The organism is Pseudomonas sp. G5(2012), assembly GCF_000408945.1.
In the GTDB taxonomy this organism is placed as follows: Bacteria; Pseudomonadota; Gammaproteobacteria; order Pseudomonadales; family Pseudomonadaceae; genus Aquipseudomonas; species Aquipseudomonas umsongensis.
Genome location: NZ_APIO01000013.1, coordinates 37,913 through 53,964 on the forward strand (window position 1 = coordinate 37,913; position 16,052 = coordinate 53,964).

13 protein-coding genes are annotated in these 16,052 nt (G+C 60.5%); 8 read left to right on the forward strand and 5 right to left on the reverse strand.

The window, feature by feature from the left end:
- Positions 1-47: 47 nt before the first annotated feature.
- The 4 genes from PG5_RS05645 to PG5_RS05660 form a co-directional block, all read right to left on the reverse strand.
- Positions 48-1,061 carry a GNAT family N-acetyltransferase gene (locus tag PG5_RS05645; RefSeq protein ID WP_020796134.1) on the reverse strand — a complete coding sequence of 338 codons (1,014 nt, stop codon included), beginning with the start codon at positions 1,059-1,061 and terminating at the stop codon, positions 48-50.
- Positions 1,062-1,220: 159 nt separating this feature from the next.
- Complete coding sequence (locus tag PG5_RS05650; protein ID WP_020796135.1) at positions 1,221-3,854, reverse strand: hypothetical protein; 2,634 nt, start codon at positions 3,852-3,854, stop codon at positions 1,221-1,223.
- A 133-nt stretch (positions 3,855-3,987) separates the two neighbouring features.
- Positions 3,988-4,782, reverse strand: a complete 795-nt coding sequence (locus PG5_RS05655) for an ABC transporter substrate-binding protein (protein ID WP_177326134.1) — start codon at positions 4,780-4,782, stop codon at positions 3,988-3,990.
- 92 nt (positions 4,783-4,874) lie between these two features.
- The gene (locus tag PG5_RS05660) at positions 4,875-5,498 is read right to left on the reverse strand and encodes a TetR/AcrR family transcriptional regulator (RefSeq protein ID WP_020796137.1); all 624 of its coding nucleotides are present in this window, start codon (positions 5,496-5,498) and stop codon (positions 4,875-4,877) included.
- Between the two features lie 177 nt (positions 5,499-5,675).
- Between PG5_RS05660 and PG5_RS05665 the strand changes: the two genes are divergently transcribed.
- The 8 genes from PG5_RS05665 to PG5_RS05700 all read left to right on the forward strand — a co-directional run bounded on the left by PG5_RS05665 (position 5,676) and on the right by PG5_RS05700 (position 15,032).
- On the forward strand, positions 5,676-7,478 hold the full coding sequence (locus PG5_RS05665) for an acyclic terpene utilization AtuA family protein (RefSeq protein ID WP_020796138.1): 1,803 nt from the start codon (positions 5,676-5,678) through the stop codon (positions 7,476-7,478).
- Positions 7,479-7,490: 12 nt separating this feature from the next.
- A complete protein-coding gene (locus PG5_RS05670) occupies positions 7,491-8,360 on the forward strand; it encodes an SDR family oxidoreductase (protein WP_020796139.1) in 870 nt (289 codons plus the stop codon).
- 3 nt (positions 8,361-8,363) lie between these two features.
- Complete coding sequence (gene atuC, locus PG5_RS05675; RefSeq protein WP_020796140.1) at positions 8,364-9,980, forward strand: geranyl-CoA carboxylase subunit beta; 1,617 nt, start codon at positions 8,364-8,366, stop codon at positions 9,978-9,980.
- A 42-nt stretch (positions 9,981-10,022) separates the two neighbouring features.
- Positions 10,023-11,180 (forward strand): citronellyl-CoA dehydrogenase, encoded by a 1,158-nt coding sequence (atuD, locus tag PG5_RS05680; RefSeq protein WP_020796141.1) that lies wholly within the window; start codon positions 10,023-10,025, stop codon positions 11,178-11,180.
- Complete coding sequence (locus PG5_RS05685; RefSeq protein WP_020796142.1) at positions 11,177-11,974, forward strand: enoyl-CoA hydratase/isomerase family protein; 798 nt, start codon at positions 11,177-11,179, stop codon at positions 11,972-11,974. The genes atuD and PG5_RS05685 overlap by 4 nt, the downstream gene beginning before the upstream one ends.
- A gap of 108 nt (positions 11,975-12,082) precedes the next feature.
- Positions 12,083-14,044 (forward strand): acetyl/propionyl/methylcrotonyl-CoA carboxylase subunit alpha, encoded by a 1,962-nt coding sequence (locus PG5_RS05690; protein WP_020796143.1) that lies wholly within the window; start codon positions 12,083-12,085, stop codon positions 14,042-14,044.
- Positions 14,045-14,115: 71 nt separating this feature from the next.
- Positions 14,116-14,658 carry an exonuclease domain-containing protein gene (locus PG5_RS05695; RefSeq protein ID WP_020796145.1) on the forward strand — a complete coding sequence of 181 codons (543 nt, stop codon included), beginning with the start codon at positions 14,116-14,118 and terminating at the stop codon, positions 14,656-14,658.
- Positions 14,659-14,747: 89 nt separating this feature from the next.
- Positions 14,748-15,032, forward strand: a complete 285-nt coding sequence (locus PG5_RS05700; protein ID WP_007973461.1) for a pyrimidine/purine nucleoside phosphorylase — start codon at positions 14,748-14,750, stop codon at positions 15,030-15,032.
- A 68-nt stretch (positions 15,033-15,100) separates the two neighbouring features.
- Here the strand turns inward: PG5_RS05700 and PG5_RS05705 are convergent, their stop codons facing one another.
- Entirely contained in the window at positions 15,101-15,907 is an 807-nt protein-coding gene (locus PG5_RS05705; protein ID WP_020796146.1) for an MOSC domain-containing protein, read from the reverse strand.
- Positions 15,908-16,052 lie beyond the last annotated feature (145 nt).

Below are 16,052 nucleotides of genomic sequence, written 5' to 3' on the forward strand. Positions count from 1 at the left end.
CGAAATCGTCCGAGACCTGTGAGGCATTCGGACGATTTTCCTGCGGTTCATGTCAACGAGCAGCGCTCAAAAAAACGCTCGCGCCCCAGCGCCATCAGTGCTGCGCGCTTGTGTGGAAAGTCGAATTCCTTCTCGCAATAAAACCCCTGTCGCTGCAGGTGCCCAATCATCTTCGCGTTGTCGGCACGGGGCTCGGCGACCACGCGACGAGTCCGTGGATCGTCGAGAAACAGGTAATGCACCAGCGCCGACAGCCAGCTCGCCACCTTGTGCGGACCCCGGTGACTTTCTTCGCCCACCAGCATGTGGATGCCACGGTCGTAATCATCCGCGTCATAGAAGGGTGCGATACGATCTTCCTTGGCCCAATAGGCTTCGAAATAGGCAAAGGGTTGATCGTCGAAACAACCGATCAACGTCAGGGTATGGGGATCGTCCTGGCGTTTGCCCAGGTACTCGCGATGCTCTTCGAGACTGCCCTGCTCTTGCCAGAAACTCGCGACCCGAGGGCTGTTCTGCCAGCGATTGAATCGCACAAGATCCTCGTCGATATCCACTGTGCGCAAGGAAATCCACGCCCCCAGCCTGGAATCGAAACGCCGATAAACCTCGCCTTGCGGCTTCGGTGGGCGCAGTGGGTGACGCTTGCCGCCGCTGATGACCATCTGCTGTGGATAACAGCCCGTCAGCGAATCGCCCAACCACGGCTGTGGCAACTGCCAGAACAGGGTGCGTTCGCAACGATAGCAGCCAGCCGTATCGGCAGGAACCAGCAAGCCGCTGAGCAGGGCTTCGGTCGGCGTTTCATCGAGTTGCCAGATCAGACGCTGGCAGGCCGGGTCGCGAGCGAACAACCAATAACCGGCAGCCCAGAAAGCCTGGCTGCCAGAAAGACCGAAGCGTTCCTCCACTTGCAGCCGCAGCTCGGTGTCGCGGGTCAGGCGCAGATTTATCAGCGCCTGGCTTTCGAGGCTGAGGCTCAGCCGGTTTTCGGTTTCATCGGCTACTAGACTGCTGCCCGTTGGTAATTGCAGGACAGTCAGGTCTTTCGGATTGGGCATGGGAAAGGCTCACGGTAATCGTCGACAGTTAAACGATGTAACGCGAGCCAAGGATGAAAATTTAAGCGTGCACGACAGATAACTGTGCAACACCAATGGTCGATACATGCAGCGATTGCAAATACCTGGAGTGAAGCACCTGCGAGAGGAACAACAAAATTACAGTTCTCTCAAACGCACATCATCGATATCAAAATCGTTTCCATCATATGAAAAGCTATGGCTTTCTACCCAAAGTTGCATGCGAGGTTGCGTGGCCACAAAGGTTCCAGAAAGAGGTTTCCAGCTCATATGTGGAAAGAACGTATGTTCAGTCACAGCCATTGAACCCGCGCGAAGCGACAAGCTAGGGACGGGGGCCAAAAAATTCCTCCGTCGAACCGACAAACTGAATTCATACGTGACGTGCGGTTGCAAGTTGTCGAAGTACTTTGTCATTAACACACCGACAGGTTTGTTAGCAGAGTCGGAAACCAGATGCCCCGTCCCTCCCGTCGCTTGCAAAATCAGATCCTGAGGACGCATATCCACACCACGCTCCCAATCTTTCCAGTTGCCGTCATCAAACGTAGTGAGATCATCGAACGCAAATCGTATCGTCAACTCCCGCGGTGTAAGTACAACTGCCTTGTCGGTACTCTCACTTCCATCCAGCGTTACTTTGCAGATCAGGCTGAATGTGCTGAAGTCCTTCAGTGATTGAAGCCATTTTCGAGGTAAATCCCGGATCAAGCCATCATCCAGATTCGGTTCCGACACCAACTCGCCAACCATCAGATCAAGCACAACACAATTGCCATCCTTGTCAGTACCGGCACAGCTGAGCCATACCCGCTGGCCCTCAACCATCCAGGGATTCCAGGGTTCGACCAGAACCGTGCCATCGTCGTCAAAGTTGCGCAGGTCCAGAATATCGTTGGTGGCCTGAAGCACTTGCGGTATCGGCCAATGTTTAGGAACGCTGATTTGCAGGTTGAAGTCTGGAGATGTCGCCTGCTTGCACGGGCTGGTCACGTCATAACGAAGGGTCACCGTCTTGCCGATGCAGGCAATCACCTCGTTGAAAGGCACCTCGAAGTCCACATACCCCGCGATGCTATTGCCTGGTTTGGCCTCGATCGGCAGTGAGTAACCGTCCGGGCGTACCCAGTATGGCTGGATCGTATGACGAGGGCTGATACGGTCGTAAGCCACCCGCACAGTAAGGCCTTCCTTGGCGTTTTCCGGATTGAGCAGCTCGCCAACCGCCTGACGTACTGTCGGGGCGATCAGGTGCAGATCTTGCTGATGAAGGGACAAGGCCAAAGACGGAAATTTCACTGCACTGGGGTGATCGATCAGGCCATTGAAGTTCACCGCGAAATGCAGCTGAAGCCCGGTACAATCTGCCAGTTTCTCTATCTCATGCCTCGGCAACAAGTCACGGACGGCTATTTCGCCCTCCCACGCCGGCAGCGCGTCCCCCATCAGCACATCGAAGCTGTAAGGTGTGCCATCCTCCGACTTGCCTGTCCCCCATAGCCAAGTCGGCTGGCCTTCTGCGATAAAAGACCATGATTCCATCATCACATCGGCATCGCCATTGAACGTATTGAGGTCCAACACCCGTGCCGTAGCCTGTCTCACCTCTGGTGTAGACAAACCGGTGAGCTTGAGCACCTTCAGTGTCAGCACCGGAGAAGGCCACTGCCTATCGCGCTGGACCGTATAACGCACTCGAACCTGGCCGCAAAAGTTGGCGCTGATGGCTGAAGCCGGCACCGGGATATCGACAAAGCCGTTTGTTGTTCCGCTTACACAGGCCAGCGATGGAGTCCCGGCACCGGGCGCTCCTTCGAAAAAAGCGCACACCCGATCGGTATCGCGCATTCCGTTATAGGCCACGCGTATTGTCGTGCCCTTTGTAGCGTTAATCGGATTGAGCAGACATTCGTCGGCCGCGCACTCGGTGGCCTCCAGTACCCTCGGCATCAGCAGTTTGAGGTCCGGCTCACCCAACCGCAGGTTTTCAGTACTACGACTCAGCTCATGAGCATTTGCCGGTAGCCAGGAAACCGTTGGATCTGCCGGTGCGGTTCCGGGCGCGCCGTCGAAAGTGACAGCCGCGCACAAGGTTACCGAGGAATAGTCTTCACACCCTGCCAGCCAGTCACGACACAAGTGCTCCATAAAGACAAAGCCGCCCTGGGCTTCCCATTTCGTCACAAGGTGGTTTTCCAACACCCATTCGAACCGGAAGTTGCCGACATGGTGTTCGTTACCTATCGCCAGAATCCACAGTCGCTGCCCCTCTGCGATAAAGTTCCAACGTTCCAGGGCAACCCGGGCATTGCCTTCGAACTTGCGCATGTCCAGCCAGCGCGCACCCTGGGATGTATCCACATCGAGAAACGTGGATGCCGGTAAAAATTCAGGTTTAAGTGTCTCAACCGTCAATTCAAGTTTGATAGACGGTTCAGTTCGGCCATTGAGGGTGGCGGTGTACCAAACTTCGACGGTCTTACCGATACAGGCACCGATTACTTCAGCAGCGACGTTAATCTGGATAGAGCGGTCGTCACTGCCATCCTTGACCGGGATCGAGGGTCGCCCCGGGCCTTCGGGGCCGTCCCAATGCAACTGAATCTGGTAAGCAGACGTCATACTGGCAAACGCAATGGTGACGATGACGCCCCGCCTCGCAAAAATCGGATCCAGCGTGTTATTGGCCGTCGCAAACTCGACAGTCGGAATTGGATGTTCCGCAACAGGCAGGACGTGTTGAGCTGCGTCTTTGACAACCTCTTTAGCCATGACAGATTACCTTTCGACGGAATAGATGATTACGCTATCTAAACCCTTGGCAATCGTTATTGGCTACTGTCAAAGTTGACAGGTTTTCACTGCAAAACACATTGGAGCGACAAGCGGTAAACCTGTATGTGCATCAGTTGCCAGGCACCGGCACCACCGCGATTTTGTACGGATCGAAAATCTTCAGCATCTGGCCATTATCGCGCAACCCTTGCAGCAACCTGCCGAAGGTTTCGCCGCTGATCGGCGCGGTCGGGCGGAGAATGGCGTAGTGGTGATAGATCTGGTCGACGCGCTCGGATACCAGTAACTCATTGGCGACTTTCTCGTTGCGCAGAAAGTAGTCGCTCAGGTAGGACCGTGTGACCAGGGCGACATCGGCGCGGCCACGCAGCACCATCAGCAGGTTGCTGTCATGGGAATAGGTCAAGGTGGCGTTGTGGTGAGTGGCGAGGTACTTGGGATCGGCATTGAAGTGGGCGAATTCGTAGTGATACCCGCTGAACAATGCCAGGCGCTTGCCGGCGAGCTCGCTGAAGTAACTTTGCTGGCGCTGAGGCAAGCGTTGCGCAACGAAGATTTCGGCGTCTTCCAGGCCCATGTCGACGCTGGTGTGGGGGATGTCCCGCCAGCCCCAGTCGGGATTTTCGAAGATCGCCATGTCCACCCGGCCTTGCTTGAAGTCGCCAAAGCGGCGGGGAATGGAGGTAGGTACCAACACGAACCGGTAGTCGCTTTGCAGGTTGTTGAGGGCCGCGACCAATTGCGGCAACAGGCCGGTGTCGGCACCAGACTCCGGGCGCACCGTATAGGGAGGAAAGTGTGCGGCACCGATGCGCACCAGCTGTGCGGCCTGGGTCGGCATGACTGATAACGACGCGAGTATTGCCAGTAAAAGTCGCGAAGCCGTCCGTATTGGCGAAGACATCAAAACAACCCACTCCCCGAAACTGCATCAATGCATTGAAGCTAGGCGGTTTCGACCACTTAGCCAGTTTCCTGCCGACCCGCACTCACGCACTATTTACCCGCCAGCACCAGAATCAAGGCCTCCTCGGCCAGTTGATCCAGGTTCATGTTGCCATCGGCACGAAACCAGGTGGTGGTCCAGGACAACGCTCCAGTCAGGAAACGCCGGGTGATAAACACATCGCCGCGGATAAAACCGGCGCTCTTGGCTTCACCCAGCACCTGCAGCCAGATGTCTTCATAGATATCGCGCAACGCCAGTACCCTGGCCTGCCCCTCATCGGACAGTGAACGCCATTCGTAGACCAGCACCGCCATCGCCTCACCACTGCCGCCCATGATGGACTGCAATTCGCAGCGGATCAGCGCCAGCACCTGCTCGCGCACGTCGCCGGCCTCGGCGATGGCCGCACGCATCAGCGCGGTGTTATACAGAATGGTCTCCTCCATCACCGCCCGCAGGATATCGTCCTTGCTCTTGAAGTGATGAAAAATACTTCCCGACTGGATGCCCACGGCACCGGCCAGGTCGCGCACGGTAGTGCGTTCATAGCCCTTGTTGCGAAACAGGTGGGCCGCCACTTGCAGCAACTTGCCCCGGGCGCTGTCCGGGTCGGTCAATTGTCCGCTGTCGACCAACTCGCGCATGACGCTCAAGGCTTTTTGCTCATCCACCCGTTCTCTCCTACAGTCGATCAGTCCAATGCCGCGCTCCCCGCGAAAACATTGGGTTGCGCTGGCAATTTAAGCAACTGGCGACGACCAAGCAAGCGCTCGGGCAGAAGATAGTTCAGCCGTTTACAAACCAAGCGCTTGCTTGGTAGTCTCAAGGCACTGTTGCCGGAGGTGGTTATGGAGTTGACTGCGCCAAGAACAATTCGCATCGGTTGCGCCAGCGCCTTCTGGGGCGACACCTCGACCGCCGCCGCGCAACTGGTCGAAGGCGGGCGCCTGGACTACCTGGTCTTCGATTACCTGGCTGAAATCACCCTGTCGATCATGGCCGGCGCACGGATGAAAGATCCCCAGGCCGGGTACGCCAGCGACTTCATCGAAGTGCTCGCTCCTCTGCTCTCGCAACTGGCCGAACAAAAGATCCGCGTCATCAGCAATGCCGGCGGGGTCAACCCTCAAGCCTGTGCAGCCGCCCTGCAGGCCGCCTGCGACAAGGCCGGCGTCGCGCTGAAGATCGCTGTCTTGTTGGGCGATGACTTGCAACCGCAGATCAAACAACTGGGCAGCCTTGGCATTCACGAAATGTTCAGCGCCGCCCCCCTGCCGCCGATGTGTGTCTCGACCAACGCCTACCTGGGGGCGCCGGGCATCGTCGAAGCCCTGCGCCTGGGTGCGGACATCGTGATCACCGGACGCGTGGTCGACAGCGCCGTGGTCAGCGGCGCGCTGGTGCACGAGTTCGGCTGGTCGTGGCACGACTACGACAAACTGGCCCAGGCGGCGCTGGCCGGGCACATCATCGAGTGTGGCGCGCAATGCACCGGCGGCAACTTCACCGACTGGCGCGATGTGCCCGATTACGAGCACATCGGTTTTCCCATCGTCGAAGTCAGCGCCGACAGCCAGTTCATCGTCAGCAAACCCGAAGGCACCGGCGGCCTGGTCACACCCTTGACCGTGGGCGAACAGATGCTCTACGAAATCGGTGATCCGCGGGCCTACCTGCTGCCCGACGTGGTCTGTGATTTCACCCAGGTCAAACTTGTGCAGCAAGGCAGGAACGCGGTCCGGGTGCACGGCGCAAAAGGCTTGCCGCCCACCGCTCAGTACAAGGTCAGCGCCACGTACCCGGACGGTTTCCGTTGCACCGCCAGTTGCCTGATCGCCGGGATCGATGCGGTCGCCAAGGGCCACAGGGTCAGCGAAGCGATCATCAACAAGACCTCACAGATGTTCAGCCAGCGCGGCTGGGCGCCCTACAGCGAGGTGAACATTGAACTGCTTGGCAGCGAAGCCACGTACGGCCCCCACGGGCAGCGCCAGGACAGCCGCGAAGTAGTGATCAAGCTCGCGGTGCGCCATCCGAACAAGCAGGCATTGATCCTGTTCTCCCGGGAAATCGCCCAGGCCGCCACCGGCATGGCGCCGGGGCTGACCGGGATCGTCGGCGGCCGGCCGACGGTGTATCCGCTGATCCGCTTGTTTTCGTTCCTGATCGACAAAACTGCCTGCACGCTGGAAATTGATCTCATGGGCCAGCGCCACTCGTGCGCCCTGCCCGCCCTCGATGTGCTCGACAGCGCCGACTTGCCCGTGCCGATTGAGCCACCCCGCCCCACGGGACCTGCCGATGCCAGCGTCGCCCTGGTCAAGCTCGCGGTGGCCCGCTCCGGTGACAAGGGCAATCACAGCAATATCGGCGTCATGGCCCGCGACCCGCAGTACCTGCCGTGGATCGCCGAAGCCCTGACCCCGGCCGTGATCGTCGACTGGATGAGCCATGTCCTCGACCCGATCCACGGGCGTGTCGAGCGTTGGTATTTACCCGCCAGCCACAGCCTGAATTTCCTCCTGGAAAACGCTTTGGGGGGTGGAGGCGTGGCCAGCCTGCGGATCGATCCGCAGGGCAAGGCCTTCGCCCAGCAATTGCTGGAGATCCAGATTCCGGTGCCACAGCGCATCGCCGACCAGGTCAACTAGAGGATTGCCGCCATGGCTTACGATTCGATTTTCAAAGCCGATCTGTTTGCCGGCCAGACCATCATCGTCACCGGTGGCGGCAGTGGCATTGGCCGCTGCACGGCTCACGAACTGGCGGCCCTCGGTGCGCATGTGCTGCTGGTCGGGCGCAAGGCCGACAAGTTGAAAAATGTCGCTGCCGAGATTACCGAAGATGGCGGCAAGGCTGACTGGGGCACCTGCGATATCCGTGAGGAAGAAGCGGTCACGCACCTTGTCAGCGAATTCATCCGCAAATACGGCCCGATTCACGGCCTGGTCAACAACGCTGGCGGCCAGTACCCGTCGCCCCTGGCCTCGATCAACCAGAAGGGTTTCGAAACCGTTATGCGCACCAATCTGCTGGGCGGATTCCTGATGGCCCGGGAAGTGTTCAACCAGTCCATGAGCAAGCACGGCGGCGCCATCGTCAACATGCTCGCCGACATGTGGGGCGGCATGCCCGGCATGGGCCACTCGGGCGCGGCGCGCTCGGGCATGGACAACCTGACCAAGACCGCAGCCTTCGAATGGGGGTACGCCGGGGTCCGGGTCAACGCTGTGGCGCCGGGCTGGATCGCTTCCAGCGGCATGGACACCTACGAAGGTGCGTTCAAGGCGGTGATTCCGACCTTGCGTGAGCACGTGCCACTCAAGCGCATCGGCACCGAATCGGAAGTCAGCGCGGCGATCGTGTTCCTGCTCAGCCCGGCGGCGGCGTTCATCAGCGGCAGCACCCTGCGCATCGACGGCGCGGCCAGCCTCGGCGGGCGCGCATGGCCGATTCACAAGGCGACCAACAGCCACTCGTACAACGGATTCCACCGCGCGTACTTGCCTGATGTCCTCAAGGACAAGGAATAACCCATGCCGGTGATTGAGTCGCAACTGGACCCCCACAGCGAACAGTTCGCCCGTCATCGTGCGGCCATGCTGGACGCCGTCGAACAGGTCCGTACCCTCGAACAGAACCTGCTGGACAAGGCAGCCGAGGCCAGGCCCAGGTTCGAAAAACGCGGTCAGTTACTGCCCCGCGAACGCCTCAACCTGCTGCTCGACCCGGGTGCGCCATTTCTCGAACTGGCGAGCCTGGCCGGCTACAAGTTGCACGACGACAAGGACGGCAGTTCGGCGGGCGGCGGCTTGATTGCCGGGATCGGCTACGTGTCGGGTGTGCGGGTGTTGGTGGTGGCGAACAACAGTGCGATCAAGGGCGGCACCATTTCCCCTTCAGGCCTGAAAAAATCCTTGCGCCTGCAACAGATCGCCATGGAAAACAAACTGCCGGTGATTACCCTGGCCGAGAGTGGCGGCGCGAACCTCAATTACGCGGCGGAGATTTTCGTCGAAGGCGCGCGCAGCTTTGCCAACCAGGCACGCATGTCGGCCATGGGCCTGCCGCAGATTACCGTGGTCCACGGTTCGGCGACGGCTGGCGGAGCCTATCAGCCGGGGCTGTCGGACTATGTGGTGGTGGTGCGTGGAAAGGCCAGGCTGTTCCTGGCCGGTCCGCCTCTTCTGAAAGCAGCCACCGGAGAAGTCGCCAGCGACGAGGCACTGGGCGGCGCTGAGATGCACGCACAAATCGCCGGCACTGCCGAATACCTGGCCGAAAACGATGCCGACGGCGTGCGCCAGGCCCGCGAGATCGTCAGCCTGCTGCCATGGAATGCGCGCTTGCCGGTGTTGCCTGCCAGGCAATGGCAGGAACCGCTCTACCCCATCGACGAATTGCTCGGCCTGATTCCCGATGATCCGAAAAAACCCTACGACGTGCGTGAGATCGTCGCCCGAATCGCCGATGGCTCGAACTTCCTCGAGTTCAAGGCCGAGTTCGATCAGCAGACCGTGTGCGGCCAATTGACAATCCAGGGGCGCGCCTGCGGATTCATCGGCAACAACGGTCCGATCACGCCCAAGGGTGCGAGCAAGGCTGCGCAATTCATTCAGCTGTGCGACCAGAGCCAGACGCCCCTGCTGTTTTTCCACAACACCACCGGGTTCATGGTTGGCACCGAATCAGAGCAGCAGGGGGTGATCAAGCATGGCGCCAAGATGATCCAGGCGGTAGCCAATGCCCGGGTGCCGAAACTGACCATCGTGGTGGGCGGCTCCTATGGCGCCGGCAACTATGCGATGTGCGGCCGGGGCCTGGACCCACGCTTCATCTTCGCCTGGCCCAACAGCCGCACCGCCGTCATGGGCGGCGCCCAGGCCGGCAAGGTGCTGCGCATCGTCACCGAGGCCAAGCAGGCCAAAGACGGCCTGGTGCCCGACCCGAAAATGCTCGACATGCTCGAACAGGTCACCGCGCAGAAACTCGACAGCCAGTCCACGGCGCTTTATGGCAGCGCCAACCTGTGGGACGACGGCCTGATCGATCCGCGGGACACCCGGACCCTTCTTGGTTACCTGCTGGATATCTGTCACGAGGCCGAGGTGCGCTCGCTGCAAACCAACAGCTTCGGTGTCGCGAGGTTTTGATCGTTCCCACGCTCTGTGTGGTTCGCCAGGAGAACAATAAAAATGATCTTCACCCAGGAACACGAAGCACTGCGTCGCACCGTCCGCCAGTTCGTCGATCATGAGATCAACCCTCATGTCGAGGAATGGGAAAAGGCCGGGCGTTTTCCGATCCACGAGATCTTTCGCAAGGCCGGCGACCTCGGCCTGCTGGGCATTTCCAAACCGGAAAAGTTCGGCGGCATGGGCCTGGACTACAGCTACTCGATCGTCGCCGCCGAAGAGTTCGGCACCATTCATTGCGGCGGGATTCCCATGTCGATCGGCGTGCAGACCGACATGTGCACCCCGGCCCTGGCGCGCTTCGGTTCCGATGAGTTGCGCGATGAGTTCCTGCGCCCGGCCATCAGCGGCGAGCAGGTCGGCTGCATCGGCGTCTCCGAAGTCGGCGCGGGGTCCGACGTGGCCGGCTTGAAAACCACCGCGCGCAAGGACGGCGACGACTACGTGATCAACGGCAGCAAGATGTGGATCACCAACTCGCCGAGCGCCGATTTCATCTGCCTGCTGGCCAACACCTCGGAGGACAAACCGCACATCAACAAGTCGCTGATCATGGTGCCGATGAACACGCCGGGCATCAGCCTCAGCTCGCACCTGGACAAACTGGGCATGCGCAGTTCGGAAACCGCCCAGGTGTTTTTCGACAACGTGCGGGTGCCACAGCGCAATCGCATCGGTCACGAAGGCGCGGGGTTCATGATGCAGATGCTGCAGTTCCAGGAGGAACGCCTGTTCGGTGCGGCCAACATGATCAAGGGCCTGGAGTATTGCGTCGACAGCACCATCGAGTATTGCAAGGAGCGCAAGACCTTTGGCAGTGCGCTGATCGACAACCAGGTCATCCACTTTCGCCTGGCCGAACTGCAAACCGAGATCGAATGCCTGCGGGCGCTTGTCTATCAAGCCACTGAGCAATACATCAAGGGCCAGGACGTCACGCGCCTGGCGTCCATGGCCAAGCTCAAGGCCGGTCGCCTGGGTCGCGAGGTGACCGACAGCTGTCTGCAATACTGGGGCGGCATGGGTTTCATGTGGGACAACCCGGTGGCCCGCGCCTACCGCGATGTGCGCCTGGTGTCGATCGGCGGCGGTGCCGACGAAATCATGCTGGGGATTATCTGCAAGCTCATGGGCATTCTGCCCGGGAAAAAAAAATGAGTACCCTGCCGGTTTGCCAGACCCTGCTGCTCGATATGCACAATGGTGTGCTGCACATCACCCTCAATCGACCGGACAGCCGCAACGCCATGAACTTGCAGATGGTCAGCGAACTGCGTGCGGTGCTGGCGGCAGTGCACGATGAGCGGGGAGTCAGGGCCCTGGTGGTCGGCGGTGCCGGCGGGCATTTCTGTGCCGGGGGAGACATCAAGGACATGGCCAATGCACGCGCCCAAGGTCCGGGCGCGCACCGCGACTTGAATCGACTGTTCGGTGCGTTGCTGCAAGAGGTGCAGCATGCGCCGCAGGTGGTGATCACCGTCCTGCAAGGCGCGGTGCTCGGTGGTGGCTTCGGTTTGGCCTGTGTCAGCGACATTGCCCTGGCCGATCACCAGGCGCAGTTCGGCCTGCCGGAAACCAGCCTCGGTCTGTTGCCAGCGCAGATCGCGCCGTTCGTGGTGCAGCGCATCGGCCTGACCCTGGCCCGTCGCCTCGCCCTGACCGCCGCACGTTTCGACGGCACCCAGGCACGGCGAATGGGGCTGGTGCATTTTGTCGAGCACGATACGCAGGCATTGGCCGAGCGCCTCGATGAAGTGCTGGCCCATGTGCTGTGTTGCGCGCCCGGGGCGAATGCGGCGACCAAGAAACTGTTGCTGGCGAGCGCCGTGCAGCCATCGGATGCATTGCTCGATGAGGCGGCCGAGTGGTTCAGCGAAGCAGTGACCGGGGTTGAAGGGGTCGAAGGGACCCTGGCGTTCGTGCAAAAACGCAAACCGGGGTGGGCCCTTTAAGCGCTTCGCGAGCAGGCTCGCTCCCACTTTGGAATGCATTTCAACTGTGGGAGCGAGCCTGCTCGCGAAGAGGCCCTCACATTCAACGCAAATCCCTGGGAGCAGAACATGCCCGGATTCAGCAAGATCCTGATCGCCAATCGCGGTGAAATCGCCTGCCGCCTCCAGCGCACCGCCCAGGCCCTGGGCTACCGCACCGTCGCGGTATTCAGCGACGCCGACGCCGATGCCCTGCACGTGCAAATGGCCGACGAAGCGGTGAACATCGGCCCGGCCCCGGTGCAGCAATCCTATCTGAATATCCAGGCGATCATCGACGCGGCCCGGCGTACTGGCGCGGATGCCATCCATCCGGGCTACGGTTTCCTCTCGGAAAATGCCGCTTTCGCCCGCGCCTGCCAGGATGCCCGCCTCACTTTCATCGGGCCCAGCCCCGAAGCCATCGAGCTGATGGGCAGCAAGCGCCAGTCGAAAATCGCCATGCTCAATGCCGGCGTACCCTGCATCGAGGGTTATCAGGGTGCCGAACAGGACGATGCCACCCTCATCCGCGAAGCCGACCGCATCGGCTACCCGCTGATGATCAAGGCCAGTGCCGGCGGCGGTGGGCGTGGCATGCGCCTGGTGCATGGGGCCACCGACCTGGTGCAACAGCTGCGCAGTGCTCGCTCCGAAGCCTTGCACGGTTTTGGCAGTGACGAACTGATCCTCGAGCAGGCCTTGATCGAACCGCGCCATGTCGAGGTGCAGCTGTTCGGCGACTCGCACGGTAACCTGATCTACCTTGGCGAGCGTGATTGTTCGATCCAGCGTCGCCACCAGAAAGTCATCGAAGAAGCCCCCTGCCCCGTGATGACGAGTCCGTTGCGCCAGGCCATGGGCGAAGCGGCGCTCAAGGCGGGACGCGCGGTCAACTATGTCGGCGCCGGCACGGTGGAATTCCTGCTGGATGCGCGCGGACAGTTTTACTTCCTGGAAATGAACACCCGACTGCAAGTGGAACATCCGGTGACCGAATTCATCACCGGCCTGGACCTGGTGGCCTGGCAGTTGAACATCGCCCAGGGACAAGCGCTGCCGCTGCGTCAGGAAGACGTTCAGCTCAAGGGGCATGCCATGGAAGTGCGCCTGTACGCCGAGGACCCTGCGCAAGGTTTCCTGCCACAAACCGGTCGAGTCGCGTCCTGGGAACCGCGCTTGCAGGATGGCGTGCGGATCGACCATGGGCTGATCGAAAACCAGGAGATCAGCCCGTTCTACGACCCGCTGCTGGGCAAAATCATCGCCCACGGCCAGACCCGTGAAGAGGCTCGGCGCAAGTTGCTGCGGGCCGTGCAGGACTGCGTGCTGCTAGGCGTACAGAGCAACCAGCGCTTGCTCGTCAGCCTGCTGCAACATCCGCAATTCATCGGTGGCGAGTTCAGCACCGGGTTCATCGAGCAGCATTTCGCCGAACATTCCTGTTTGCAGCGCCAGGTCCCGAGTGCCGAACAACTGGCGATTGCCGCGGCGCTGTTCTATCAGGCATCGGCACAGGCGCATCCGGTTGCGCTGGCCGGTTGGCGCAATAACGCCAGCGTGCCGCTGCACTATCGCCTCGCACTGGACGATCAGGACTGGCCGGTGGCGTTGCATGCGGTTCCCGGTGAGCCGCTGCGGGTTGAAGTCGCCAGTCGCCACCTCGAACTTAAGATCATCCAGAGCGACGGCCGCTGGGCCACGGTGCAACTCGACGGCGTCCGCCAGCGTCATGCCTACCGCATGGAGGCCGGGCAACTCTGGTTATTCACAGCTCCCGGCAGCCTGCGGCTGGTGGATCGCACTCAAGCGCCGGCCTGCAGCCAGGCCAGTATCAGCTGCGGCACCCTCAAGGCGCCCATGGACGGTGCGGTCATCGATGTGCTGGTCAGTGAGGGTTGCAAGGTCAGCAAAGGCCAATTGCTGGTGGTGCTGGAAGCCATGAAAATGGAGCACCCGCTCAAGTCGGGTATCGACGGCGTGCTCAAGCGCTTGCAGGTGCAGGTCGGAGACCAGGTGAAAAACCGTCAGATTCTGCTGGAGGTCGAATAAGCCGCTAGGCGTAACCGCAGGCTTTGGCTACGCTCAAGCCCTATCAGCATGCGGATACCGGGAACCCTGCGATGCCTCACTGGTTGGTCATTGATCTGGAAGCCACCACCGATGAGGGTGGTTGGCCCATTACGGAAATGGAAATCATCGAAATTGGTGCCACCCTGGTGGATCACAAAGGCCGCGAGCTGGATTTCTTCCAGCGTTTCGTGCGCCCGTTGCGGCGCCCCTTGTTGACGCCGTTTTGCCGGGAGTTGACGCACATCACCCAGGCCAATATCGATGCCGCACAGCCCCTCGGCGAAGTCTGGGCGGCGTTCGAGCGCTGGCTGGGCCAACATCACGCGCGGCTTGAAGGCTGGGTCAGCTGGGGCGACTACGATCGCAAGCAGTTGCTCCAGGATTGGCAGCGCCTGGCACTCGATAGCGCGTTGAGCCAAGTGCCGCACATGAATCTCAAGCAGCGCTTTGCCAAGGCCCGGCGCCTGGAACGACCCTTGGGACTCAACGGTGCCCTGCAACTGGCGGGACTGCAGTTCAGCGGGCAGCAACACCGGGCGCTGGAAGACGCGCGCAATACCGCACGCCTGTTGCCCCTTGTTCTTGTGCTTTAGAGAGGTGACGAGGCCTTGGGCCTTGTGCATACTGGCCGGCCCTTTTTAGCCCTTTTTAGCCCTTTTTAGCCCTTTTCGAGGAATCGCCCATGTTTAAAGTCAACGAGTACTTCGACGGCACCGTCAAGTCGATCGCCTTTGGCACTGCTGAAGGTCCAGCGACCATTGGCGTCATGGCTCCGGGCGAATACGAATTCGGCACCAGCCAGCGTGAAATCATGCACGTGGTGTCCGGCGCCCTGACCGTCAAGCTCCCGGACAGCAACGATTGGGAAACCTTCGCCGCTGGCAGCCAGTTCAACGTGCCTGCCAACAGCAAGTTCCAGCTCAAAGTGGCCGTCGACACTGCCTACCTGTGCGAATACCGCGGCTAAAACCCCGGTTTCATCGCAAAAAAAAATGCCCGTGTCCATCGACACGGGCATTTTTCATTGAAGGGTATTTATTCGAGCACGGTGACCGGCATGCCGACTTCGAGCCGGCCATTGCCGTCGTTGACCAGGTTCTGCCCAAACATCGCACCCTCGGCCTGGGCACGGTACTTCTGCAAGGTGGCGAAGGGTTCGCGGTCAGCGCTACGCTCGCCGGTTTGCAGGTCGATAGTGGTCATGATGCAGCGTGAACAGGGCTTGACCACGCGGAACTCGACATCACCGATGCGCAGGCGTTTCCAGCCATCCTCGGCAAACGCCTCGCTGCCCTCTATCACCAGGTTCGGACGAAAACGCAGCATCTCCAGCGGGCGCCCGACGCGTTGCGATAAATCCGCAAGCGATGCCTGGCCAATCAGCAACAACGGGAAGCCATCGGCGAAGGCGACCTGATCGTCGTCCTGGCCATAGCCCGATGCGGTGGTCCGTGCGCGGTCCAGTGGCACCTGCACCAGGCGCGTCGGTTTGCCGATGAACCGGCTGACCCAGGCGGCCGCCGCATCGCCGGCGTCGGGCACACGCAAGCTGTCACGCCAGATGGTCACGCCGCGCAATTGAGCATCGCTGGCGGGCAAGTCGACATCGATCGGCGAATGGCCGGGGGCGCTAAGGGTCAAGCCGCCCTCGGCATTGCACAATGCCGACAGCTGGCTCATCTGCGCTACCGCGCGCTGGGTCAAGAAGCGTCCACTGGCTTCATCCACCAACATCCAGCGTCGATCGCCGTCCAGCCCCAGCTTGTCGAGGCCAACCTGTTGCAGGATCTCCCCTTTGCCGGATTTCAACGGATAACGATACAGCGCGCTCAGACGCAACATGGCCAGCTCCCTGATGGACAAAAACGCCACCCTATACGAGCTTGGTCAGCGAATCAAAGGTCTCCGACTTTGGAGCCAGGCTTGCGGGCGAAGGCGGTCTTGAAGACGACCATTTTCTTTTAGGAGTACATATCCGTTCCTGCGG

Coding starts and splice junctions, on each gene's coding strand:
- PG5_RS05670 (WP_020796139.1), top strand. CDS start 7,491: ATGGCTTACGATTCGATTTTCAAAGCCGATCTGTTTGCCGGCCAGACC.
- PG5_RS05705 (WP_020796146.1), bottom strand. CDS start 15,907: ATGTTGCGTCTGAGCGCGCTGTATCGTTATCCGTTGAAATCCGGCAAA.
- PG5_RS05655 (WP_177326134.1), bottom strand. CDS start 4,782: ATGTCTTCGCCAATACGGACGGCTTCGCGACTTTTACTGGCAATACTC.
- PG5_RS05645 (WP_020796134.1), bottom strand. CDS start 1,061: ATGCCCAATCCGAAAGACCTGACTGTCCTGCAATTACCAACGGGCAGC.
- PG5_RS05700 (WP_007973461.1), top strand. CDS start 14,748: ATGTTTAAAGTCAACGAGTACTTCGACGGCACCGTCAAGTCGATCGCC.
- PG5_RS05665 (WP_020796138.1), top strand. CDS start 5,676: ATGGAGTTGACTGCGCCAAGAACAATTCGCATCGGTTGCGCCAGCGCC.
- atuD (WP_020796141.1), top strand. CDS start 10,023: ATGATCTTCACCCAGGAACACGAAGCACTGCGTCGCACCGTCCGCCAG.
- PG5_RS05690 (WP_020796143.1), top strand. CDS start 12,083: ATGCCCGGATTCAGCAAGATCCTGATCGCCAATCGCGGTGAAATCGCC.
- PG5_RS05650 (WP_020796135.1), bottom strand. CDS start 3,854: ATGGCTAAAGAGGTTGTCAAAGACGCAGCTCAACACGTCCTGCCTGTT.
- PG5_RS05695 (WP_020796145.1), top strand. CDS start 14,116: ATGCCTCACTGGTTGGTCATTGATCTGGAAGCCACCACCGATGAGGGT.
- PG5_RS05685 (WP_020796142.1), top strand. CDS start 11,177: ATGAGTACCCTGCCGGTTTGCCAGACCCTGCTGCTCGATATGCACAAT.
- atuC (WP_020796140.1), top strand. CDS start 8,364: ATGCCGGTGATTGAGTCGCAACTGGACCCCCACAGCGAACAGTTCGCC.